The sequence below is a fragment of the Lentibacillus sp. genome (assembly GCF_035301925.1).
GTDB lineage: Bacteria > Bacillota > Bacilli > Bacillales > Amphibacillaceae > Lentibacillus.
In genome coordinates, this window is record NZ_DATGTI010000165.1 from 1 (window position 1) to 22,352 (window position 22,352).

Genomic DNA, 22,352 nt, shown 5'->3' on the forward strand with positions numbered 1-22,352 from the left:
ACCGTTTGCCCCATGCTGGGAATAATCACATTCACCGGCAGCAAAAATGCCCGGGATACTCGTCATCTGATCATAATCGACCCATAGGCCACCCATTGAATAGTGAACAGCAGGGAAAATCTTCATCGGTACTTTACGTGGATCATCACCAACGAATTTTTCGTAGATTTCAATGATACCGCCCAATTTGACATCAAGTTCTTTCGGATCTTTATGGGACAGATCAAGGTAAACCATGTTTTCTCCATTAATGCCAAGTTTCTGATGGACACACACGTCGAAAATTTCCCGTGTGGCAATATCACGCGGTACCAGGTTCCCATAAGCCGGGTACTTTTCTTCAAGGAAGTACCATGGTTCGCCATCTTTATACGTCCAGACACGGCCGCCTTCACCGCGTGCCGATTCACTCATCAGACGGAGCTTATCATCACCTGGTATGGCCGTCGGATGGATCTGAATAAATTCACCATTTGCATACTTAGCACCTTGGCGATAGAGTATACTTGCAGCTGAACCTGTATTGATCATTGAATTGGTTGACTTTCCAAAAATGATGCCAGGGCCGCCGGATGCCATGATGACTGCATCTGAAGGGAATGACTTAATCTCATGTGACCGGATATTCTGCGCCACGATACCGCGGCCCGTGTTATCTTCGTCAATAATCGCGCCGACAAATTCCCAGCTTTCATATTTATTGACCAGACCTTCCACTTCATAACGGCGTACTTGCTCATCCAGTGCATACAGCAGCTGCTGGCCTGTTGTGGCACCGGCATATGCTGTACGATGATGCTGCGTACCTCCGAAACGACGGAAATCAAGGAGCCCTTCTGGTGTGCGATTGAACATGACCCCCATGCGATCCAGCATATTAATAATGCTTGGAGCCGCATCACACATCGCTTTTACCGGCGGCTGATTGGCAAGGAAGTCTCCGCCGTAAACTGTATCATCAAAGTGAATCCATGGTGAGTCACCTTCACCTTTTGTATTGACTGCACCATTGATTCCACCTTGGGCACACACAGAGTGAGACCGTTTTACAGGCACAATGGAAAACAAGTCAACATTCACACCTGCTTCAGCTGCTTTAATTGTTGCCATAAGGCCGGCTAGACCGCCTCCAACAACAATGACTTTACGATTGCTCATATGGATTTTCTCACTCCTTGTACTATATTAAACTCCGTAAGCAAATTGGATTAATGCTCTGACACCGACGTAGCTAAGAGCCAGGAATACGATCAGTGTCGCGTATGTAGCCATTTTCTGGGATTTTGGTGATTGTGTAAAGCCCCATGAAACAAGGAAGCTCCAGAGCCCATTGGCAAAATGGAAAGTGGCTGAAACAACACCAAGAATATAGAACCAGAACATGATTGGATTAGCAAGAATATTTTCCATCAGATTATAATCGAGATCTGCATTGCCAAGACCGATTTGAACACGCGTTTCCCACACATGCCATACAATAAATACAAACGTGATGAGACCGGTTACCCGCTGCAAAATATACATCCAGTTGCGAAAATAACCGTACCGGGTTGTATTGTTTTTTCCAGTAAAGACAATGTAAACCCCCAGTATTGCATGAAATAAAATCGGCAGATATATAACCACGATTTCCAGTACTAATCGGAACGGCAAATCATGCATAAACGCTGCCGCCTGATTAAAACTTTCCTCACCATATACAGCAAAGTGGTTTACAATCAGATGCTGCGTAAGAAATAACCCGATTGGAATGACACCTAACAGGGAATGAAGTCTTTTGTAAAAAAACTCTCGGTGCTCTGCCATGTGTTTACCCCCCTCATTTAAGATGTTAAGTTTTACAGAATGTCACATTTTTAAGCAATAACCCTTTTTTAGTTATTGCCCAAAAATTGTAGAACTTATGACATGTTTATTGTACTTCTAACGATAAAGCCCGTCAAGAAAAGGAAATACCCACTATCAAAAACTTGCTGGGACTGCTTGCACTTTGACGCTTTTACATAGATAATAATGATAGACTTAAACAATGTATCAGTCGCGCAATTGTTACTGGGGAAAGGATGACATCAATGTCAAAAAATCACGAATCCATGCCAATCACACTTCTTGATAAACTGCATACAACAGGAGCTGGATATGACGTTATCCGTTACATCGGTTTACCTGATATATTTGGAGAGGAATCACCCACCCTTCTCTATTTCATGGGAAAAAACCTTTCCAGAAAATTGGATATTCAATCCGTATCCGACATTGTTTATGCATTTGATAAATTAGGATGGGGGCAATTAGAACTCGTTAAAGAAAAAAAGAATCAACTCATCTTTCAATTGATGGCTGATTCGGTCGTCTATCGCCTGACCTCTCCTCTGGATATTGAATTTCGCCTCGAAGCGGGGTTTTTGTCCGAATCAATTGAACAGGTTAAAGGACGATCATGTGAATGCCAGGAAGACCTGCATAAAAAAATTCACCAAGTCGAATTTACAATCATATTCACTGATTAAGACTTCGGGCTTTGTTTAAATTCAAAGGGAGCGGAACACATTACATTGTTTCGCTCTCCTCTTTATTGTTCAAGTGAGCCAGTATATTTTTGGCAACATCCTGTGGAATACCCAATTTCATAATACTTTCCAACGATGTATTTTTAATTTCGTTCACGTTCCTGAAATGTGTCAGCAATAAGCGTCTCCGTTTTTCGCCAACCCCCGGAATCTTATCAAGTTCTGATTGGAATAGATTTTTTCCCCTCAATTGTCTGTGAAATGAAATGGCAAACCGATGCACTTCATCCTGAATCCGCTGTACCAGATAAAACGGCTGTGACTTTCTTGACAATTGAACAATGGCAGGTGGATTGCCATATAACAATTCGCTTGTTTTATGTTTATCATCCTTTGCAAGACCGCAGAGTGGCATATCCAGTCCAAGCTCATTCTCCAAAACATCCAGAGCAGCACTCATCTGACCCTTGCCGCCGTCAACGATGATTAAATCGGGGAGCGGGTGTCCTTCCTTCAATACACGTGTGTAACGTCGACGGATAACTTCCCGCATCGTTTCATAATCGTCCGGTCCGTCTACATTCCTGATTTTATATTTGCGATACTCTTTTTTATCAGGCCGGCCGTCTGTAAAAACAACCATTGCTGAAACCGGATCAGTCCCTTGAATATTTGAATTGTCAAACGCCTCAATACGGTGTGGTGTTTCAATATGGAGTGCCTCACCAAGCTTTTCAACTGCTTGTATCGTTCTTTCCTCATCCCGTTCAATCAGTGAAAACTTTTCATCAAGTGCAATTTTGGCATTTTTCATGGCCAATTCAACCAATTCTTTTTTTCTGCCGCGAAATGGTGTGTGAACATTTATTTCCAATAATTCACCCAACAAATCCGTATCGGTGCCAATCGGAACCAACAGTTGTTTCGGCTTCAAATTGTGCTGATGCAAATAAAACCTTCCGATAAAGCTGATAAATGTATCATCAGGGTCATCAAAGAATGGAAATATCGAAACATCTCTTTCGATTAATTTTCCCTGTCTGACAAAAAACACTTGGATGCACATCCATCCCTTGTCATAGCTGTAGCCAAATATATCGCGGTCAGTCCGGTCATTCAGTGTCATTTGCTGACGTTCCATAACAGCTTCAATGTGCTGGATAAGATCGCGCATCTCCTTTGCCCGCTCAAAGTTAAGATCATTACTTGCCTCATGCATTTTAGCAACTAAACCATTTTTAATGTCCTTATGCCCGCCATGCAAAAACGACGTGATATTATGGATGATTTTTTTATATGTTTCTTCTGAGACAGGTTCCTCACTGCAGGCCAGGCATTGCCCCATATGATAATAAAGACACGGGCGGCCGGGCGGATTGTTGCATTTACGCAATGGGTACAGCCGGTCAAGCAGTTTTTTGGTTTCCCTTGCTGCCATGACATTGGGGTATGGTCCAAAATATTTTCCTTTATCTTTTTTTAAACGCCGTGTAATAAGTAATCGTGGATGACGCTCAGAAGTTATTTTTAAGTATGGATAGGATTTATCATCTTTTAATAGAACGTTGTATCTCGGATCGTATTTTTTTATCAAATTCATTTCAAGGATCAGTGCTTCTACTTCAGATGTTGTCACGATATACTCAAAATCATGAATTTCCTGAACGAGCCGCTGTGTTTTTTTATCATTTGAGCCGGTAAAATAGGAGCGGACTCTGTTTCGAAGCTTTTTCGATTTTCCGACATAAATGACTGTACCATTCTTATCCTTCATCAGATAACAGCCGGGCTGTGCCGGCAAAACAGCCAATTTTTCCTTCAGTTGCTGGTTCATCTGCCATTCATCCTCTGAAAAAATTGTACCAGATTATACAGAATCCCTTGTCACATCACGTGACAAGGGATCATACTACGTTTCTCTCAATTATTATACACCTTACGAGGCATGTTTGTTAATTAAATCAACTAATGCTTCTTTAGGCTGAAAACCAACAACTTGATCGACAACTTTTCCGTCTTTGAAAAGCAAAAGCGTCGGTATGCTCATGACACCATATTTTCCAGCTGTCTCCTGATTTTCATCAACGTCGAGCTTAACAATCTGTACTTTATCTTCCATTTCACCGTCTATTTCTTCAAGTACCGGTGCGATCATTTTGCACGGTCCGCACCATGGAGCCCAAAAATCAGCCAAAACCAGACCTTCAGCAGTTTCCTGGCTGAAATTTTGGTCTGTTACATGTTCGATTGCCATTGAAAAATCCCTCCTCAATCACTTTACTATGGTTCGAGTATATCATCGTTAGTAATTCCTCGCGAATACTTTGCTTATTCATATAGTTCGGGTGGCGTAAAGGCGTTATTTAAAAGATCTGACCGAATAACGATCAGATCTTTTAAACGCTCTAAACGACTTGCTTCAGTTCGTCGGTTAATTTTGGAATCACTTCGAATATATCGCCGACAATACCGTAATCCGCTACATTGAAGATATTGGCTTCTGGATCTTTATTGATCGCAACAATCACTTTAGAGTTGGACATGCCGGCCAAGTGCTGAATGGCACCGGATATGCCGACCGCAATATACAGATCAGGTGTTACCACTTTGCCTGTCTGGCCAATCTGCAAGGAGTAATCGCAGTATTCCGCATCGCATGCACCACGCGAAGCACCGACTGCCCCGCCGAGCACATCTGCGAGTTCATATAATGGTTTGAATCCATCTGCACTCTTGACACCACGCCCACCGGCAACGATGACGTTTGCTTCGGATAAATCAACACCTTCTGACGCTTTACGTATGACATCTTTAATAACTGTCTGCAAATCTTTGATATCAACGTCTTTGGCAGTTACCTCGCCGGAACGTGAATCATCACGCTCTAATGACGGAATATTATTCGGACGAATCGTAACAAATGTCAATCCGCTTGTGATCACCTTTTTCTCAAATGCTTTACCAGAATAAATCGGTCTGATAAATACAGTCTGATCACCGTCATTTTCAATATCTGTAGCGTCTGAGATTAAACCGGTTTCAAGCTTTGCAGCAAGTTTTGGTGTTAAATCCTTTCCGATTGCAGTATGGCCCATGACAATCCCGTCCGGTGATTCATCGCCAATGACGGCCATAACTGCCTGGGAATAGCCTTCTGAAGTATATGTTTCCAAGTTATCGTGTTTGACTGTTACAACACGATCTGCACCATAGTAAATGAATTCCTGCCCTGAATCACTCAAATCATCACTTCCACAGAGGACACCGACAATTTCCGCTTCAGAATCGATTTTCTTGGCAGCTGCAACAGCTTCAAATGTGACGTTGCGTAATTCCCCTTCTCTGGCTTCGCCTATGACAAGTAATTTGCTCATATTATTTCTCCTCTCCTTAGAAATTCTCGTTTATAGTACTTTTGCTTCGTCTTTAAGCAGGGAGACCAATTCTTTCACTTGGTCATCAATTTCGCCTTCCAAGATCCTTCCTGCTTCTTTTTCAGGAGGCAGAAATACGTCAGTTGTCTCTGTTTTTGCTTCGACATCATCTTCATCCAGATCCAGATCATCAATTTCAAGTTCTTCCAGCGGCTTTTTCTTTGCTTTCATGATCCCCGGAAGAGATGGATAACGTGGCTCATTTAAACCCTGCTGGCAAGTTGCCAGTAAAGGGAGATTTGTCTCGATTTTTTCGACATCACCTTCAACGTCTTTATCAATATTCGCCGTCTCCCCATCAATTTCCAATGCCGTTATCGTGGTCACATAATTAATGCCAAGACTTTCGGCGAGTCTGGGACCAACCTGACCACTCGCTTCATCAATGGCTACATTGCCAGCAAGAATAAGGTCGGCTTCTTTATCTTCAAAATATGCTTCCAGTATTTTGGCTGTCGTAAATTGATCGCCGTCTTCCAAATCATCCTCAGTGTTGATCAGGACAGCTTTATCCGCGCCCATAGCAAGTGCCGTACGTAATTGTTTTTCAGCTTCTTCATCGCCGACTGTTACAACCGTCACTTCTCCGCCGTGTTCATCCCGTTGTTTGATGGCCTCTTCCACGGCATATTCATCGTATGGATTAATGATGTATTCAGCACTCTCATCCTCGATTTGACCATCAGAAATGATAATTTTTTCTTCTGTATCAAACGTTCTTTTCAACAATACATAGATGTTCATATCTATTCCTCCTTGTCTCACTTCATAAGGTTGTTCAAAAAGTCCGATAAAAATGACACATCGAAATATGCTAACATCGTCCACGACAATCTCAATGCAGAACTCACCACAAACAAGAGAAGCCCCTGCTCAAAACGGCGCCGCCTTGAACGTTGACACGATTGACGTGCTAGTGCAGGGACCCGCATAGGACGCCTGAGAACTTAGCCTGCCGGTCCTTTTTATCCTCTTTTTGAACCCACACTTTTATCTATTTATCTTGGAAGTTTGGCTTTCGCTTTTCAATAAATGCCTGAATACCTTCTGAAGCATCTTCTGTTCCGAAAATGCGTCCAAACGCTTTTGCCTCTTCCTGCACACCTTTGGAAAACTGTTCTGATTTCGCATATGGAATCAATTTCATGACCTCGTCAATGGTCAGTTTAGATTTGGCAGCAATTGTTTCGGCAAGTTCAAATGCCTTTTCAAACACACCTTCATCCTGAACGGCATGATTGGCCAGTCCCACTGTCAGTGCTTCTTTTCCGGTGATGGGCTGACCGGTCAGAATCATTTCATATGCTTTGGCTGTTCCAACATAGTTGGGCAGGCGCTGTGTTCCGGCAAACCCCGGGATAATACCAAGCGTCAGCTCAGGGAGTCCGAGCTTAGCATTTTCACCCACTATCCGGATATGGCAGGCCATCGCAAGTTCAAGACCGCCTCCTAAGGCAGCACCATGTATTGCAGCAATAACCGGTATCGTGTAGTGTTCAATTCGCTTAAATAAATCCTGTCCTTTTTCCGATAGTGATTCATAGTCGGAAGCATTTTGCAGAGAAGTAAACTCCTTAATATCGGCACCTGCAGAGAAAAATTTGCCTTCACCGTTCAAAATGACAGCTTTTACATTGTTATCGTTTTCAATTTCATCCAGCCTTTTGTCCAGATCATTTAATAGACTGGTAGATAATGCGTTTGCCGGCGGGCTTTTTATGGTTAGCACCGCCACATGCTGCTTCACCTCATAAGCCAGTGTGGTCAAATCAATCCCCCCTTTGTTTATTTTTTTGCGGAAAGGCCGTCTGTGATGAATGCGTGAACATCCTGAGCCTGCTCAACAAGATCATATTTCTGTTCTTTCATCACCCAGTTCGTCACGACTTCATCCAACGTTCCAAAAATCATCTGTCTGACTAGCGGAATATTTAAATTATCCCGAAATATTTTTTCTTTGGTGCCTTCTTTGATTATATCATCAATAACCGTGAGATAGGGCTTTAAAACCTGATTAATTTTCAATCTGAGTTTTGTATTGGATTGCCTTAATTCCAGCTGTGTCACGATAGCCAGATGATGATCGTCTGAAAGCTGACGCAAGTGCATTTCAATTAGTTTGAACAGTTTTTCATCCGCATTATTCATTGTGTTGGTGGCATGGGCTATTTTATCGATAAACTGACCCATTTTTTCTTCAAAAACAGATATCAGGATATCTTCTTTGTTTTTAAAATAAAGGTAAATAGTTCCATCTGCAACACCTGCTTTTTTAGCAATTTTGGAAACTTGTGAAGCATGGTACCCATTCTCTGCAATGACTTCCACAGCTGCCTCAATAATTTGGTTGAATTTTGGTCGCTTATTTCGCATGACTATCTCCTTAACATACACGTTACCCCGAAAGTGAATGAATAATCATTCATCACTCATTGTAAATAACGAACGTCAATATGTCAATATACAGCTTGTACGAATATCCAAAAACGCGTCAAACCGTTTCCTTATTTGCTTCTTTTTCCTCATCAACCAGCTGACGGCGCAAAATTTTCCCGACTGCTGTCTTTGGCAGTTCATCCCTGAATTCGTAGATTCTCGGTACTTTAAACGCTGCCAGGTTTTGACGGCAGTATGCATTCAAATCTTTCTCATCAATTTGGTGACCTTCTTTAAGTACAACATACGCTTTAACCGTTTCACCGCGATATGGATCCGGCACACCTGCTACAACAGCTTCCTGAATCGCTTCATGTTCATACAATACTTCTTCCACTTCACGCGGATAAATATTGTATCCGCCGGCAATAATCATATCTTTTTTCCGGTCGGCGATATAAAAATACCCATTGTCATCCATATACCCCATATCACCGGTCATCAGCCAGCCATCGTTTAAAACATTATCTGTTTCTTCCTGATTGTTCCAGTAGCCTTTCATTATTTGCGGTCCTTTGACAGCCACTTCGCCAATTTCACCAATTGGGGCTTCCTCACCATTTTCAAGTATGATTTTAGCATCTGTGTCCGGCCATGGTATACCAATACTGCCGCTTACACGTTTTTCCCATACTAAATTGGCATGTGTAACAGGTGATGATTCAGTCAGTCCATATCCTTCCACAAGATGACCATTTGTAACTTTTTCAAATTTTTCCTGTACCTCTGTTGGTAACGGCGCAGAACCACTGATACAAGCATCGATTGATGACAGGTCGTACTTTTTCAGGTTCGGGTGATTCAGTAACCCGACATATATCGTTGGTGCGCCCGGAAACATCGTCGGTTTTTGTTTCTGAATGGTTTTAAGTACATCTTCTGCATCAAATTTCGGCATCAAAATCATTTTGAATCCATACATAATTGAGTTGTTCATAACAGCAGTCATACCATAAACATGGAAAAATGGCAGGACACCCATAACTGTTTCTTCTCCCGGCTTGGCTTTATAGAGCCATTTACTGATCATCTGGCAATTAGCAACAAGGTTATAATGAGTCAGCATAACACCCTTTGGATGCCCGGTGGTTCCACCAGTATATTGCAATAATGCCAGATCCTCTTTTGGATTGACATCAACAGGCGTATAATTTTCGTGTCCATCATTAATAATGGACTGCCACACATGCGTATCTTCTGATGGCTCCACTTTAACAACCATATTATATTCTTTTTTCTGGATAAAAGGATAGAACACATTCTTTGGAAACGGCAAATAATCCTTAATGCCGGTCACAATCATATGTTCCAGCGGTGTATTGCCGCGAACATTTGTTACACGCGGGACCAGGATATCCAAACAAACGATGAACGTCGCACCGGAGTCGTTCAGCTGATATTCGAGTTCCCTTTCTTTATAAAGCGGGTTAGTCTGTACAACAATTCCCCCTGCAAGCAATACCCCGTAATAACTGATCACGGCCTGCGGGCAATTTGGAAGCATGATGGCAACCCTGTCACCCTTCTCAAGACCTAAAGATTGAAAATATGCGGCTGTTTTTTTGGCTTCAGAATAAACTTCAGCAAATGTCATTTCTTTGCCCATGAAGTAAAGCGCTTTCTTTTCTGGCAATTTTTCAGCAGTTGATGCTAAAAAAGAATCAAGCGGCTTCTCATCATACGGGATGGTCGCCGGGATTTCATCCGGATAATGAGCATGCCAAACTTTCTGTTCTGCCATTGCAATTTCCTCCTTTTTTTGCTGGGTTACTTCCATTATATCGATAAATTAGTATTTTTTGAAACTTTAATCACTTATTTATTAAAATTTTTTTAAAGGTGCGTGTTCAAAAAGGATAAAGTGTCATTTGTTCAGCGGATTGACTTAGGAAAAAACAAAGGTTAAGAACTTAAACATTATGCTCCAGCACCTTTATAAACCGCACCGTACTGACCCGAATAGCATTGAAGCTTAATAGGCAGTTGGTCCCCCACATGCTATTTTCATTTTCTTTCTAATTTGATGTGGGGACCTACAAGGACGGGTGAAAAGGACCAGGACTTTTTGAATATTCTTTAAAGGAAATAAATAACCCCAACAATCAAAAAAACAACAGCAACGACAAACATTGCTTTAGCCAGCTTTTCCAGAAACAGTTTAATCTCCCCCAATACTCACGCCAATGATGAACGATAATCCGATGGAAATAAGCATCGAAATGAGCCCGACTGCCGTATTTCCATTCCCAATTTCCTCATCAATCTTAATCGATGGTGTCAAAAATTCAAAGATGATGTAACCGAACAGTAACAGGGCGAATCCGAAAGTCCCCCACCCTATGCTCTCCAAGAGTGTATCATTATGTTCAATGGAATACCGGAATATCATAGCAATACCAAAAATTTTCCCACCAGTCGCCATGGCCACTGCCAGATTGCCCTGTTTGATTTCCTGCCAGTTCCGGTACGATGTGACAAATTCGAAAACTGCCAAAAATACAATAGTGCACAAGAAAACAACACTATATCTTGCAGCCGTTTCCACAAAAATATTTTCCCAAAAACCAGCCATACTCAACAAACCCCTTTAAGTGTGTGTTCAAAAAGGAGGAAAACAAGGACCGGCAGGCTAAGTTCGCGACATCCTGTCGCAACGCCTGCACTAGCACGTCCTGTGCGTCGAAAGTTCGAGGCGGTGCAGTTTCGAGCAGCGGGCTTCCCCAGGATGTGGTAAGTTCTGCAGTTGGCGATTGACGTGGACGGTTTTAGCAGAACTTCCCTATGCCCTTAGATACATGAGCACAAGAAATGCTTCCATGAACCCGCATCGAACGCGAACATGTGTGCTTTTCTTTTCCAAGGAGCGGAGAAACAAGCCAACGAGCTTCTCTTATTTGTGGTGACTTCTGCGCCCGCCACAGGACGTGGGCGGTTTTTGCAGGGTCCTCTATTCGCCATTGTTACCGGACTTTTTGAACAACCTCTTTAACAGTTACTTCAATTCCAGGACCGTAACGCCACTTCCACCTTCACCTGCAGAACCTGGCCTGTGTGATGCTATACGTGGATGGTTTTTGGCGAACTCCTTTACACCCTTGCGCAGTGCGCCTGTCCCTTTACCATGAATGATAAAAACTTTGGAATACCCGGCAAGCAATGCATCATCAAGATACTTTTCGAGGCTCATCATTGCATCCTCATAACGTTCGCCTCGCAGATCCAATTCTGTTTTAACGTGATAGCTGGAACCTTTGACGGTTGCAAGCGGCTTTTCGGTCACCCGGCTTTTATGTTTGACATGCTGAATCTCGTTGCGTTTTACTTGAATCTTCATAATCCCAACCTGGATCAAATATTCATGATCATTCAATTTTTCCAGAACAGTGCCTTGCTGGTTGGCAGATAACAGTTTAATGTCATCACCTGGTTTCAGTGCCTGCTTCGCATTGATTGGCTGCTCTTCTGATTTATCCGACGTTTTGGCGGACAAATCCGGCTGGGCTTCTTCAAGCATTTTTCGGGCTTCAATCCATTCATGCTCTTTTAATTGCGCATCGGTTTTCATATGGCGTATTTCATCAACAATCATTTCCGCCTCATCACGAGCTTTTTGCAATGCTTTGTCCGCTTTTTCCTCTGCTTTTTTATATAAGTCTTCCCGTTTATTTTTAAACTGCTGCCACGCGTTTACGAGCTCATGACGTAATTTTTCACTTTCCTGCAGTATACTGTGTGCTTGCTCGTAATCAGCTTCTGCCTGACGCCGGGACTCATCGAGTGAAGCGATCATCGTTTCAACGCTTTCGGAATTGACACCGACCTGACTTTTCGCCTGGTCAATGATTGATTGTTCAAGTCCCAATCGTCTGGCAATGTCAAACGCGTTACTTCGGCCAGGAACACCAATCAATAACCGATAAGTAGGCTGAAGTGTTTCGACATCGAATTCCACTGACGCATTGACAACATTGTCACGATTATAGCCATAGGCCTTTAACTCCGGATAATGTGTTGTTGCCACAACACGGGCACCGCAGGAAACAACGTGATCCAGTATGGACATGGCCAGTGCAGCACCTTCCTGTGGATCCGTCCCTGCGCCGAGTTCATCAAACAGGACTAGCGACTTATGGTTGACTTTACGCAATATCGAGACAATATTGGTCATATGTGATGAAAAGGTGCTTAAATTTTGCTCGATCGATTGTTCATCACCAATATCAGCAAAAACATCAGCAAAAACAGCCATTTCACAGCCGTCAGCAGCAGGAATCTGCAAGCCGGATTGTGCCATTAACGTAAACAATCCGATCATTTTCAGGGTGACGGTTTTTCCGCCGGTATTTGGACCGGTGATAACAATTGATGTGTAATCATCCCCGAGAACAACATCGTTCGAAACGACTTCATCTTCAGGGATTAACGGGTGACGTGCCTGTTTGACATTAATGATGCCGTTATCATTGATTGCCGGCATGGCAGCTTTCATTTGGCTTCCCAGCTTTGCCCTTGCCACGATGAAATCAATACGCGCCAATAATGATACATTTTCGGAAAGAATCGCTTCGTCCTCAGCGATTTTTCCGCTCAAGTCGCGAAGAATCCGTTCTATCTCCTGTTTCTCTTTCACTTTCGCTTCCTGGAGCTGGTTGTTTAAGTCAATAATTGCTTTAGGTTCCATAAACAGTGTGGCACCTGAGGCCGACTGGTCATGCACGATTCCACCGACAGCACCGCGATATTCCTGTTTCACCGGCAGAACATAACGGTCGTTGCGGATTGTGATGATCGCATCAGACAGCATTTTGCTCTGTGATTTGGTATAACTGTCGAGTTTATCGCGTACCCTGCTCTCATAGGTCCGGATGGAAGAACGGATGCTTCGTAATTTAACGGAAGCACCATCCATTATATTGCCCCTATCATCAATACAGCTGTTGATCGCCGTTTCCAGTCTGCGTAGCGTGACGATGTTTCCGGCAAGCTCTTTTAAAATCGGCAAATCCGCTTCCATCTTCTCCAAAAAATGCTTGACCTGACGTCCGCCATAAAGGGTATTGGCAACGTCAAGACATTCTTCGGCTGTCAGAACACCGCCAATAACACTTCGTTTAATACTTGCACGGATATCCGTTATTCCTCCCAGCGGCACGTCCAGATTCAATCGTAAAATCTGGCTTGCTTCATCGGTTTCGGCCTGCATTTCCCTGACTTTCGCAATATCTGCAGAAGGCTTCAGCTGTAATGCCAGATCTTTCCCGATTGATGTCGCTGCCTGATTCGTCAGGCGGTTAATAATTTTATCAAATTCCAGTGTTTGCAGTATTCGCTCATTCATCAGAATAATCCCTTTCAGACAATTTCAAGTGCAGTTGCGTTATCGGTACAAGCTCTTCAGTTGTCCTCAATTATTTGTACGATTCATAAAAGCCATAAGTTTTTGTTTGGGCCATGTGTTGATCACCGTATCTTTTTTTATCCATCCTTTGCGGGCAGTACCAACACCATATTGCATATGTTCAAACATATAATAATCATGAGCATCGGTGTTAATGGCAATCTTCACATCAGCCTCCTGGGCTTTGCGAACCCATTCGCTGGAAAGGTCCAGTCTGTTCGGGTTGGCATTTATCTCCAGAGCTGTATCCGTCTCTTTGGCACGCTCAATCAGCCACTCAACATCAACATCGTATCCCTTACGACGACCAATCAGTCTACCGGTTGGATGGGCAATCAAGGATACATGTGGATTTTCCAACGCAGCATCGAGCCGTCCCATTATTTTGTCCTGTGATTGATTGAAACTTGAATGGATAGCACCAATGACAAAATCCATTTCCTGCAAAAATTCGTTATTAAAGTCCAATGTCCCATCAGGGAGGATATCCATTTCTACACCGGCAAATATATGGATATCATTGTATTTTTCATTTAATTTATCAATTTCCTCCCGCTGTTTACGCAGCCGTGTTTCATTTAATCCGTTTGCGACACGCAAAAACTTGGAGTGATCTGTTATCGTTATATAATCATAGTTTTTCTTACGGGCCTGGTTGACCATTTCTTCAAGTGATTGGGCACCATCACTCCAGGTCGTATGCATATGCAAGTCACCGCGTATATCATCAAGGTTGATTAACTGTACAGGCTCACGATACGCCTCCACCTCGCCAGTATTCTCCCGTACCTCAGGTGGAATATAATGCAGGTCAAAGTGCTCAAAAAATTCCCGTTCACTCGTAAATGTCAGTGTTTCACCTGTTTCTTCAACCTCAACACCATATTCATTAATTTTTTCACCTTTTGATTTAGCAAGCTGCCTCATGGCGACATTATGATCTTTTGAGCCGGTGAAATGATGTAATGTCGAGGCAAATTCAATCGGTTCAACAATCCGGAAGTCCACGTTAATATCATGGACATCTTCCAGTGTGACCGACACTTTTGTATCCCCTTGTGCAATCACTTCTTTTATTCTTTCCAGTTCAAGCAGCCGGTCACGGACAGTTGAAGGCTTATCAGATGCTATGATAAAATCAATGTCTTTAACAGTTTCCCGCATTCTTCTTAGGCTCCCGGCACGCGAATAGTCCCGGATTTCCGGTATTGTATCCAGATAGTCCTCAATCTGTTCGGCCAGCGGGAGCATCATGGCAATCGACAAACGCTCAGGCCGCTGGTTTGCTTCGTCCAGCGCCGTCAGAATTTTTTCAGCGGATTTTTTTCCGAATCCTTCGAGCTGCTCGACATCTCCTTTTTCACACGCCTGCTTGAGCGAGTCCGCATCCGTGATATTAAGCTCCCGATAAAGTTTTGCGAGCTTTTTGCCGCCGAGACCTGGCAAATCCAGGAGCGGAATCAAGCCTTTGGGAATTTCGTTCTCCAGCTGACTCAGAGTTTCCGAAGTTTCATGCTGGATATACTCTGTTATCACGGAAGCCGTTCCTTTGCCAATACCTTTTATTTTCGTAAAATCATCGATATCCGCAATCGAACGATTGTCCCGTTCCAAAGCTTGGGCAGCTTTACGGTAAGCCGAAATCTTGAATGGATTTTCACCCTTAAGCTCCAGATACACAGCTATATTTTCTAGCAATTTAATGACATCTTTTTTATTAACAGCCATTATCAATCACCTGTTTCAATATTTTCTGCAGTGTGTGCACAAAACGGCCTCTTGGAATACCCATTTGAACACGAAAATAGACCGATTCATCATCAGACTATACTCATTGTACACAACATACAACCGTATTGCCTAATCCTTTGAATCAGCCTTCACATTTCCATATGCATTCATCAGCTCATCTATGCCGGTTGACCATAATGTTTTGATCTGTTCGGATAAAATTGGGGTATCCTCAAGGATAAACAGTGCCACAGATGAATCATTAATCCACGATTGAATTTCGGTTAACGGTGTCAGTGCCAGTATGTATAATACAATAAAAATTAATAAATATATCTCGACAAACCCCAAAACCGCCCCAAGCCATTTATTGAGCGACCGTAAAATCGGCAATTCAGCCACAAAATCGAGCATGGATGCGATTATTTGCAGGATGATTTTAACGCCGAAAAAGATAATCGCAAATGCAATTGCATTATAAAAAGTACCTTCAAGCGGTATGGCTTCCAGAAAGTCAGCCCATGCACCATTATCATCCAGTTCGGGATATGGAATCCATAATGCCAGCTTTGGTGCCAGTTCATCATAATATAAAGCAGCAAGAATGAAGGCAACAATAAAACCGATCAGGTGAAACGTCTGTAAAATGAAACCGCGTTTTAAACCAATAAAAAAGCCAAACATTAATAATATGATTAAAATAAAACTGACCATCTGCTATTTATCCTCTTTCTTATGTTGTGATCCGATTAGTGCTGCATACGCTTCTTTTAATTTCATATAATCATTCATTGTATTGACAGCAGTCAAAACAGCCAATTCCGCTGTCGTAAGCTGCTGGTTTGTCCCATGAATCTCCCGCATTTTCTGATCAACCTGACTGGCAATCAGACGGACATGGCTTGCGTCTTCATTTCCGACAACCGTATAATTCTGATTATAGATCTCAACCGTTACTCGTGTTTTATCATCCTGGCTCACACGCGACACTCTCCTGTAATTGTTGGAAACCTCTATTTTACCACTATATATTAACACAAAGACTGGCATTGAGGAAATGCAAAAATATTCATTTCATTTACTTAACGATGTTTGCTATAGTTTAACTATTAGTACGTGTTCAAAAAAGATAACATGGCCCGTCCGGCTAAATAGAAATGAGGGAATCAGTATGCCACAACAAGTACATGTTCTGCCGCCAGATACAATTGAAAATATGAAAACTTATTATACAAATGCTTTAAAAACAACACCCCAGGGTGCTATTTTTCGAGCTAAGACAGCAAATGCTGTGATTACAGCATACAAATCCGGGAAGGTTCTGTTTCAGGGTAAGGAGCCGGCTGCCGAAGCAGAAAAATGGACAAACGCAAATACCAAAGTACCAAAAAGGCAGGAAAAAAACGTACAGCAGCCCCCATACACACCACCGGATACCCTTTTGACCGGGAATCACGTCGGTTCGGATGAAGCGGGGACAGGCGATTATTTTGGCCCGATTACCACTGCTGCTGTTTTTATTAAAAAAGACCAAACCGATCTGCTGAAAGAGTTGGGCGTAAAAGATTCCAAAAACCTTTCAGATGAATCGATCCGTAAAATTGCGAACGATATTTTAAAACTTGACATGCCCTATTCACTTTTGGTTTTGCGTAATGATAAATATAACAATCTGCAACAACAGGGCTGGTCACAGGGGAAAATGAAAACAATGCTCCATCACCATGCTGTAACCAATGTCCTGAGCAAAATCGATCCAACAGCGTCTGAAGGTATTTTGATTGACCAATTTTGCGAAGTGCCGGTCTACAAGCGTTATATTGCTGCCGAAAATGAACGACTGCCCGCTAAAACCTATTTCATGACGAAAGCCGAAAATTATTCCATCGCAGTAGCAGCTGCTTCTATCATTGCCAGAACCAGCTTTTTGAAAGAGATGGATCAGTTATCAAAAAAAGCAGGTTTCACTCTGCCTAAAGGTGCTTCCGGGAAAGTTGACGAAGCAGCTGCCCGCATCATTAAATCAAAAGGCCGTGGAGTCCTGAATTCATGTGCCAAAACCCATTTTGCCAATACAAAAAAGGCTTTGCATCTCCTATAAGAAAAAAACCCGGCTATCGCCCCGTCTTTTTCAAAGAACAGATGCCGGAGTCAGGCTCGTAGAAATCGGTGAGCCAGCCGATTTTGGTGTTCAAACATCATCTAACATTTTATTTAAAAAAGGAGCAAGCACCACATGAAGGTACTTGCTCTTTTTTTAATTATGATCTGACATAGGCATTAAATTTCGCATTTACCGTACTGACTATGTGCTGATAGGATTGTTCGACTTCATCATCTTTCAGTGTTTTTTCCGGATCCTGATAATGCAGGCTGTACGCGATTGATTTCTTGCCCTCAGGTAAATTCTCGCCTTTATAGACATCGAAAACCTGCACGTTTTTAACCAGTGGTGCACCGGTTTCTGCGATGGTTTCTTTAATGTCGCCTGCTTGGATGTCTTCATCGACAATGAAGGCAATGTCCCTGGCAACCGACGGGTATTTAGGAATCGGCTGGTAACCAGGTGTATCTGTATAATTCGCCAGAACCGTTTCCATATCAATGTCAAACACATACGTTTCTTTAATATCCATGGACTTCTCAAATGTCGGATGAACCTGTCCCAAAAACCCGACGGTACGCTCGTTTATTGATATTGTTGCACATCGTCCCGGATGCATGTCAGGTAGTTTCGCCTGTTCAAAGGCGACTGGAATCTGCAAATAACTGAACAGACCTTCAACAATTCCTTTGACCAAATAGAAATCTACCTGCTTTTTCTCCTGCTGCCATGGATGGCTGACCCACAGTCCGGTCAGAGCACCGGCCAATCGCAGCTGTTCATCCGGCTGTTTTGACAGTGTTGTTTCATCTGTCACGAACACACTTCCGAGTTCAAAATAATGAATGTCATGTTGTGTTCGCGCACGATTATGCGCCAATGATTTCAGCAATTCCGGCAAAATGCTCAAGCGCAAATATTTATGGTCCTCACTCATGGGCATGGCGAGCTGAACAGGGCTTGGGTTTTTTTCCTTCAATTCCGGACTGATGAGTCTGTCAATCATCGCATCATCAGTCAATGAATACGTGATTGTTTCCATTAATCCCGTACTTTGCAAATAATGCTTAACTTCGCGTTTCAATTGCTGTTTATTCGTTAATCCGCCTGCTTGTGAAGCCCCTTCAGGCAACGTGAACGGCAAATTATCATAACCATAAATACGGGCAACTTCCTCAAGCATATCCTCGAAAATGGTAATATCTCCGCGCCGTGTTGGAACATGAACAACAAACGTATCCCCGTTCTGCTCAAACGAAAATTTCAGCTTATGCAGAATTGAGACAATATCGTCTGTTGTAATCGTTGTACCAAGCCGTTTGTTGATATCGGCCGTTTTCATTTCAACTGTCTTTTCATTGCGGTCCAATTCATCATATGATACAGGTTCAGCCAGAATGGTTGCGCCTGCATATTTTTCAAGCAAATGACATGCACGCCATCCGGCTTTTTCCACCCGGTTTGGGTCAACCCCTTTTTCAAATCGTGTACTCGAATCACTGCGCAAGCCCGTATCTCTGACTGTCATTCTGACGGCAATTGGATTAAAATAGGCAGCCTCCAGTAAAACCGTTGTTGTATCGTCACTCACTTCCGTATTCTGACCACCCATAACACCGGCAAGTGCTACCGGTTCGTAACCATTTGTGATTACAAGGTTCTCAGGGGTTAAAGTTCTTTCTTCACCATCAAGTGTTGTCATTTTTTCATTTTGTTCGGCACGACGGGTGACGACTTTGTCAGAACCAAACCGGTCATAATCAAAAGCGTGCAGCGGCTGGCCATACTCCAGCAACACAAAATTCGTAATGTCAACAACGTTATTAATCGGACGAATACCGGCAGCCATTAGAGCATTACGCATCCAGAGGGGTGACGGTTTAATCGTGATATCTTTGGCAATGAACGCACCATAATAGGGATTTAAATCAGGATCTTTGACTTCAACCGAAACATAGTCCGCTGCTTTTTCACCGGCAGCATGGACCTTTTCACTCGGCAGCATCACGTCCTGATCAAGGATGGCTGCTGTCTCATAGGCAACACCAAGCATACTGAGGGCATCTGCACGGTTCGGTGTCAAATCAAATTCCAGTACAGCATCATTCAAGTTCAACAACGGCTCAACACTTTCACCAACCGTCACATCATCCGGAAAGACAAAAATACCTTCAGCAATGTCTCTTGGAACATATTTTTCGTCGATCCCAAGTTCTTGCAGCGAGCAAATCATGCCATTCGACTCGATCCCGCGCAGTTTGACTTTTTTGATTTTGAAATTGTTCGGCAAAACAGCGCCAGGTTTAGCCACCACCACTTTCTGACCTTGCCGGACATTCGGTGCACCGCAAATGATCTGCAACTGTTCATCACCAATGTCGACCTGACAGAGGTTCAATTTATCAGCATTTGGATGCTTTTCACAAGATTTGACATATCCGACAACAACATCACTGCTTTTTTCCGCTATATATTCGATTCCATCAACTTCGATACCGGTCTTAGTAATTTTTTCAGCCAGTTCCTCGGGGCTGATCGAACTGATATCGACATAATGTTTCAGCCAATTCAATGATACAAGCATTACAGTGTCCCTCCTTTAGCATGATGATACTGGGTCAGGAAACGTTTATCGTTGGTATAGAAATGCCTAATATCATCAATGCCATATTTCAGCATGGCGATTCGATCCGGTCCCATACCAAACGCAAAGCCTGTATATTTTTCTGAGTCATAGCCGGCCATTTCCAATACGTTCGGATGCACCATTCCGCCCCCGAGAATTTCAATCCATCCGGAATGCTTGCAAACTGAACAGCCCTCACCCTCGCAGACTTTACAAGAAATATCCATTTCAACGGACGGCTCGGTAAATGGGAAAAAGCTTGGGCGCAGACGTATTTCACGATCTTGACCAAAGATACGTTTGGCAAACTTGTTCAACGTTCCTTTCAAATCACTCATCCGGACATTTTCATCAACATAAAGCCCTTCAATTTGGGTAAACTGATGGGAATGTGTGGCATCATCCGTGTCACGGCGGTAGACTTTGCCGGGACAGATCATTTTCACCGGCTGCCTGCCACCATACTGCTGCATCGTCCTGGCCTGGACCGGGGACGTGTGGGTACGGAGCAGCAGTTCTTCCGTGATATAAAACGTATCCTGCATATCACGTGCCGGATGGCCTTTAGGCAAATTCAATGCCTCGAAATTAAAATAATCGGTTTCCACTTCCGGACCTTCCCGCACTTCATAACCCATACCAATGAATAAATCTTCAATTTCCTCGATAATACTGGTTAATAGATGCGGACCACCGACCTGGACAGGACGGCCCGGCAATGTCACATCAATGGCTTCGTTCTCCAATTTTTCTTCCAGCGCTTTCCTTTCAAGTGTTTCGGCTTTTTCATCTATTTCGTTCGTGATCGTCCCACGCACTTTGTTGGCCAGCTCACCTACGACAGGCCTCTCCTCTTTGGACAGTCCCCCCATACCACGCAAAACACGTGTCAGTGATCCTTTTTTGCCCAGATAGGTCACTTTTATATCCTGAAGCTCTTTTAAATCGGCCGCTTCTTTTACTTTGGCGAGCGCTTCCTGTTGGATATTTTCCAATTGTTCTTTCATGGATATGCCTCCTCCTTAGCAATTTAAGACATTAAAAAAAGCCTTCATCCCACTAAGGGACGAGGCTGTATTGTCGCGGTACCACCCTTGTTGACACAACTGTTGTGTCCGGCTTTAATCTGATAACGGATTTAATCATCCGGGGCACCTTTACTTATAGGATGTTCACACACCCTTATACTAAGGTCCAAGTGCCAGCTCCAGAGTGAAATAGCAGCAAATGTACAATAGAGATGCTTTCAGTCTGTGGCACCTCTTCCCTGTTTACTGTACAGCCTATTGCTGCACGTCTCTTTCCCAGCTTTTTAATGTCGTTGAATCAAATTTCTTTTATTATAGAAAATTTAACGGCAATTTGCAACTATAATATGATACATTAAGATGCCCGCTGCCACACTAACGTTCAATGATTCTGCCTGTCCGAAAATCGGGATTTTTACGGATTGATCCGCTAGTCGGATGATCTCATCGCTGATACCCGTGCCCTCATTACCGGCAATTAAAGCAATTTTTTCACGCACTTCCATTTCTTTGAATGGAATAGCATTTTTAAGCGCTGATGCCCATACGGTAAATCCCTGTGCCTTTAGTTCGGGAATTTTTTTCAGCAAATCAGCCTGTAAAATGGGTAAATGGAATAAGGAGCCTTGTGTCGCACGGATAACTTTATCATTGTACAAATCAACCGTTCCATTTCCCAGCACGACCACATCAAAACCCGCGGCATCCGCTGTTCGAATCACCGTACCCAAATTGCCGGGATCCTGCATCGAATCAATTAAGAGTACCGTGTTACCAGTGATTTCATTTGGCTGCCTCATTTTTACGACCGCTGCAATTCCTTGCGGGGTTACTGTTTGAGTGGCATGCTGCAGCACCTTCCGGCTGACGGTCACGATGAAAAAATGATGGCACCATTCCGGATAATCAAGCCCTTCTTCCACAATGATCTCAACGATCTCCCAATTGCTTTTATATGCTTCTTCAACCAAATGGAATCCTTCAATTAGAAACGTTCCGGATTGCTTGCGCCCTTTTGGTCTGTGCAATTTCATCCATTGTTTGACTTTTCCATTTTGCAATGATGTGATCATCAGGTTCATCCC

19 protein-coding genes are annotated in these 22,352 nt (G+C 43.1%); 2 read left to right on the forward strand and 17 right to left on the reverse strand.

Annotated features, from left to right (window positions below; genetic code table 11):
* Both sdhA and VK080_RS13560 read right to left on the reverse strand, forming a co-directional pair.
* A partial coding sequence (gene sdhA / locus VK080_RS13555) for a succinate dehydrogenase (quinone) flavoprotein subunit (RefSeq protein WP_324225303.1) occupies nt 1-1,158 on the reverse strand: 1,158 nt, incomplete at its 3' end.
* A 27-nt stretch (nt 1,159-1,185) separates the two neighbouring features.
* Nucleotides 1,186-1,806 carry a succinate dehydrogenase cytochrome b558 subunit gene (locus VK080_RS13560; RefSeq protein ID WP_324225304.1) on the reverse strand — a complete coding sequence of 207 codons (621 nt, stop codon included), beginning with the start codon at nt 1,804-1,806 and terminating at the stop codon, nt 1,186-1,188.
* A gap of 266 nt (nt 1,807-2,072) precedes the next feature.
* Between VK080_RS13560 and VK080_RS13565 the strand changes: the two genes are divergently transcribed.
* Entirely contained in the window at nt 2,073-2,510 is a 438-nt protein-coding gene (locus VK080_RS13565) for a YslB family protein (RefSeq protein WP_324225305.1), read from the forward strand.
* A gap of 40 nt (nt 2,511-2,550) precedes the next feature.
* Here VK080_RS13565 and uvrC read toward each other — a convergent pair whose 3' ends face one another.
* From uvrC to zapA, 12 genes are all read right to left on the reverse strand, one after another.
* Nucleotides 2,551-4,344, reverse strand: a complete 1,794-nt coding sequence (gene uvrC / locus VK080_RS13570) for an excinuclease ABC subunit UvrC (RefSeq protein ID WP_324225306.1) — start codon at nt 4,342-4,344, stop codon at nt 2,551-2,553.
* Between the two features lie 102 nt (nt 4,345-4,446).
* Nucleotides 4,447-4,764 (reverse strand): thioredoxin, encoded by a 318-nt coding sequence (trxA, locus tag VK080_RS13575; RefSeq protein ID WP_324225307.1) that lies wholly within the window; start codon nt 4,762-4,764, stop codon nt 4,447-4,449.
* 151 nt (nt 4,765-4,915) lie between these two features.
* On the reverse strand, nt 4,916-5,884 hold the full coding sequence (locus VK080_RS13580) for an electron transfer flavoprotein subunit alpha/FixB family protein (RefSeq protein ID WP_324225308.1): 969 nt from the start codon (nt 5,882-5,884) through the stop codon (nt 4,916-4,918).
* A gap of 30 nt (nt 5,885-5,914) precedes the next feature.
* Entirely contained in the window at nt 5,915-6,688 is a 774-nt protein-coding gene (locus VK080_RS13585) for an electron transfer flavoprotein subunit beta/FixA family protein (RefSeq protein WP_324225309.1), read from the reverse strand.
* Nucleotides 6,689-6,938: 250 nt separating this feature from the next.
* Entirely contained in the window at nt 6,939-7,712 is a 774-nt protein-coding gene (locus VK080_RS13590) for an enoyl-CoA hydratase (protein WP_324225310.1), read from the reverse strand.
* A gap of 17 nt (nt 7,713-7,729) precedes the next feature.
* Entirely contained in the window at nt 7,730-8,317 is a 588-nt protein-coding gene (locus tag VK080_RS13595) for a TetR/AcrR family transcriptional regulator (RefSeq protein ID WP_324225311.1), read from the reverse strand.
* 118 nt (nt 8,318-8,435) lie between these two features.
* Nucleotides 8,436-10,121 carry a long-chain-fatty-acid--CoA ligase gene (locus VK080_RS13600; RefSeq protein WP_324225312.1) on the reverse strand — a complete coding sequence of 562 codons (1,686 nt, stop codon included), beginning with the start codon at nt 10,119-10,121 and terminating at the stop codon, nt 8,436-8,438.
* 417 nt (nt 10,122-10,538) lie between these two features.
* Nucleotides 10,539-10,952 (reverse strand): DUF350 domain-containing protein, encoded by a 414-nt coding sequence (locus VK080_RS13605; RefSeq protein WP_324225313.1) that lies wholly within the window; start codon nt 10,950-10,952, stop codon nt 10,539-10,541.
* A 420-nt stretch (nt 10,953-11,372) separates the two neighbouring features.
* Nucleotides 11,373-13,718, reverse strand: coding sequence for an endonuclease MutS2 (locus VK080_RS13610; protein WP_324225314.1), 2,346 nt, complete (start codon nt 13,716-13,718; stop codon nt 11,373-11,375).
* A 66-nt stretch (nt 13,719-13,784) separates the two neighbouring features.
* The gene (gene polX, locus VK080_RS13615; protein WP_324225315.1) at nt 13,785-15,506 is read right to left on the reverse strand and encodes a DNA polymerase/3'-5' exonuclease PolX; all 1,722 of its coding nucleotides are present in this window, start codon (nt 15,504-15,506) and stop codon (nt 13,785-13,787) included.
* A gap of 132 nt (nt 15,507-15,638) precedes the next feature.
* Entirely contained in the window at nt 15,639-16,223 is a 585-nt protein-coding gene (locus VK080_RS13620; protein WP_324225316.1) for a CvpA family protein, read from the reverse strand.
* Between the two features lie 3 nt (nt 16,224-16,226).
* The gene (zapA, locus tag VK080_RS13625) at nt 16,227-16,490 is read right to left on the reverse strand and encodes a cell division protein ZapA (protein WP_324225317.1); all 264 of its coding nucleotides are present in this window, start codon (nt 16,488-16,490) and stop codon (nt 16,227-16,229) included.
* Nucleotides 16,491-16,680: 190 nt separating this feature from the next.
* Here zapA and rnhC point away from each other — a divergent pair, with 190 nt between their 5' ends.
* The gene (gene rnhC, locus VK080_RS13630; RefSeq protein WP_324225318.1) at nt 16,681-17,610 is read left to right on the forward strand and encodes a ribonuclease HIII; all 930 of its coding nucleotides are present in this window, start codon (nt 16,681-16,683) and stop codon (nt 17,608-17,610) included.
* Between the two features lie 160 nt (nt 17,611-17,770).
* Here the strand turns inward: rnhC and pheT are convergent, their stop codons facing one another.
* From pheT to VK080_RS13645, 3 genes are all read right to left on the reverse strand, one after another.
* Entirely contained in the window at nt 17,771-20,197 is a 2,427-nt protein-coding gene (gene pheT / locus VK080_RS13635; RefSeq protein ID WP_324225319.1) for a phenylalanine--tRNA ligase subunit beta, read from the reverse strand.
* Nucleotides 20,197-21,246, reverse strand: coding sequence for a phenylalanine--tRNA ligase subunit alpha (pheS, locus tag VK080_RS13640; protein WP_324225320.1), 1,050 nt, complete (start codon nt 21,244-21,246; stop codon nt 20,197-20,199). The genes pheT and pheS overlap by 1 nt, the downstream gene beginning before the upstream one ends.
* 344 nt (nt 21,247-21,590) lie before the next feature.
* A partial coding sequence (locus VK080_RS13645) for an RNA methyltransferase (protein ID WP_324225321.1) occupies nt 21,591-22,352 on the reverse strand: 762 nt, incomplete at its 5' end.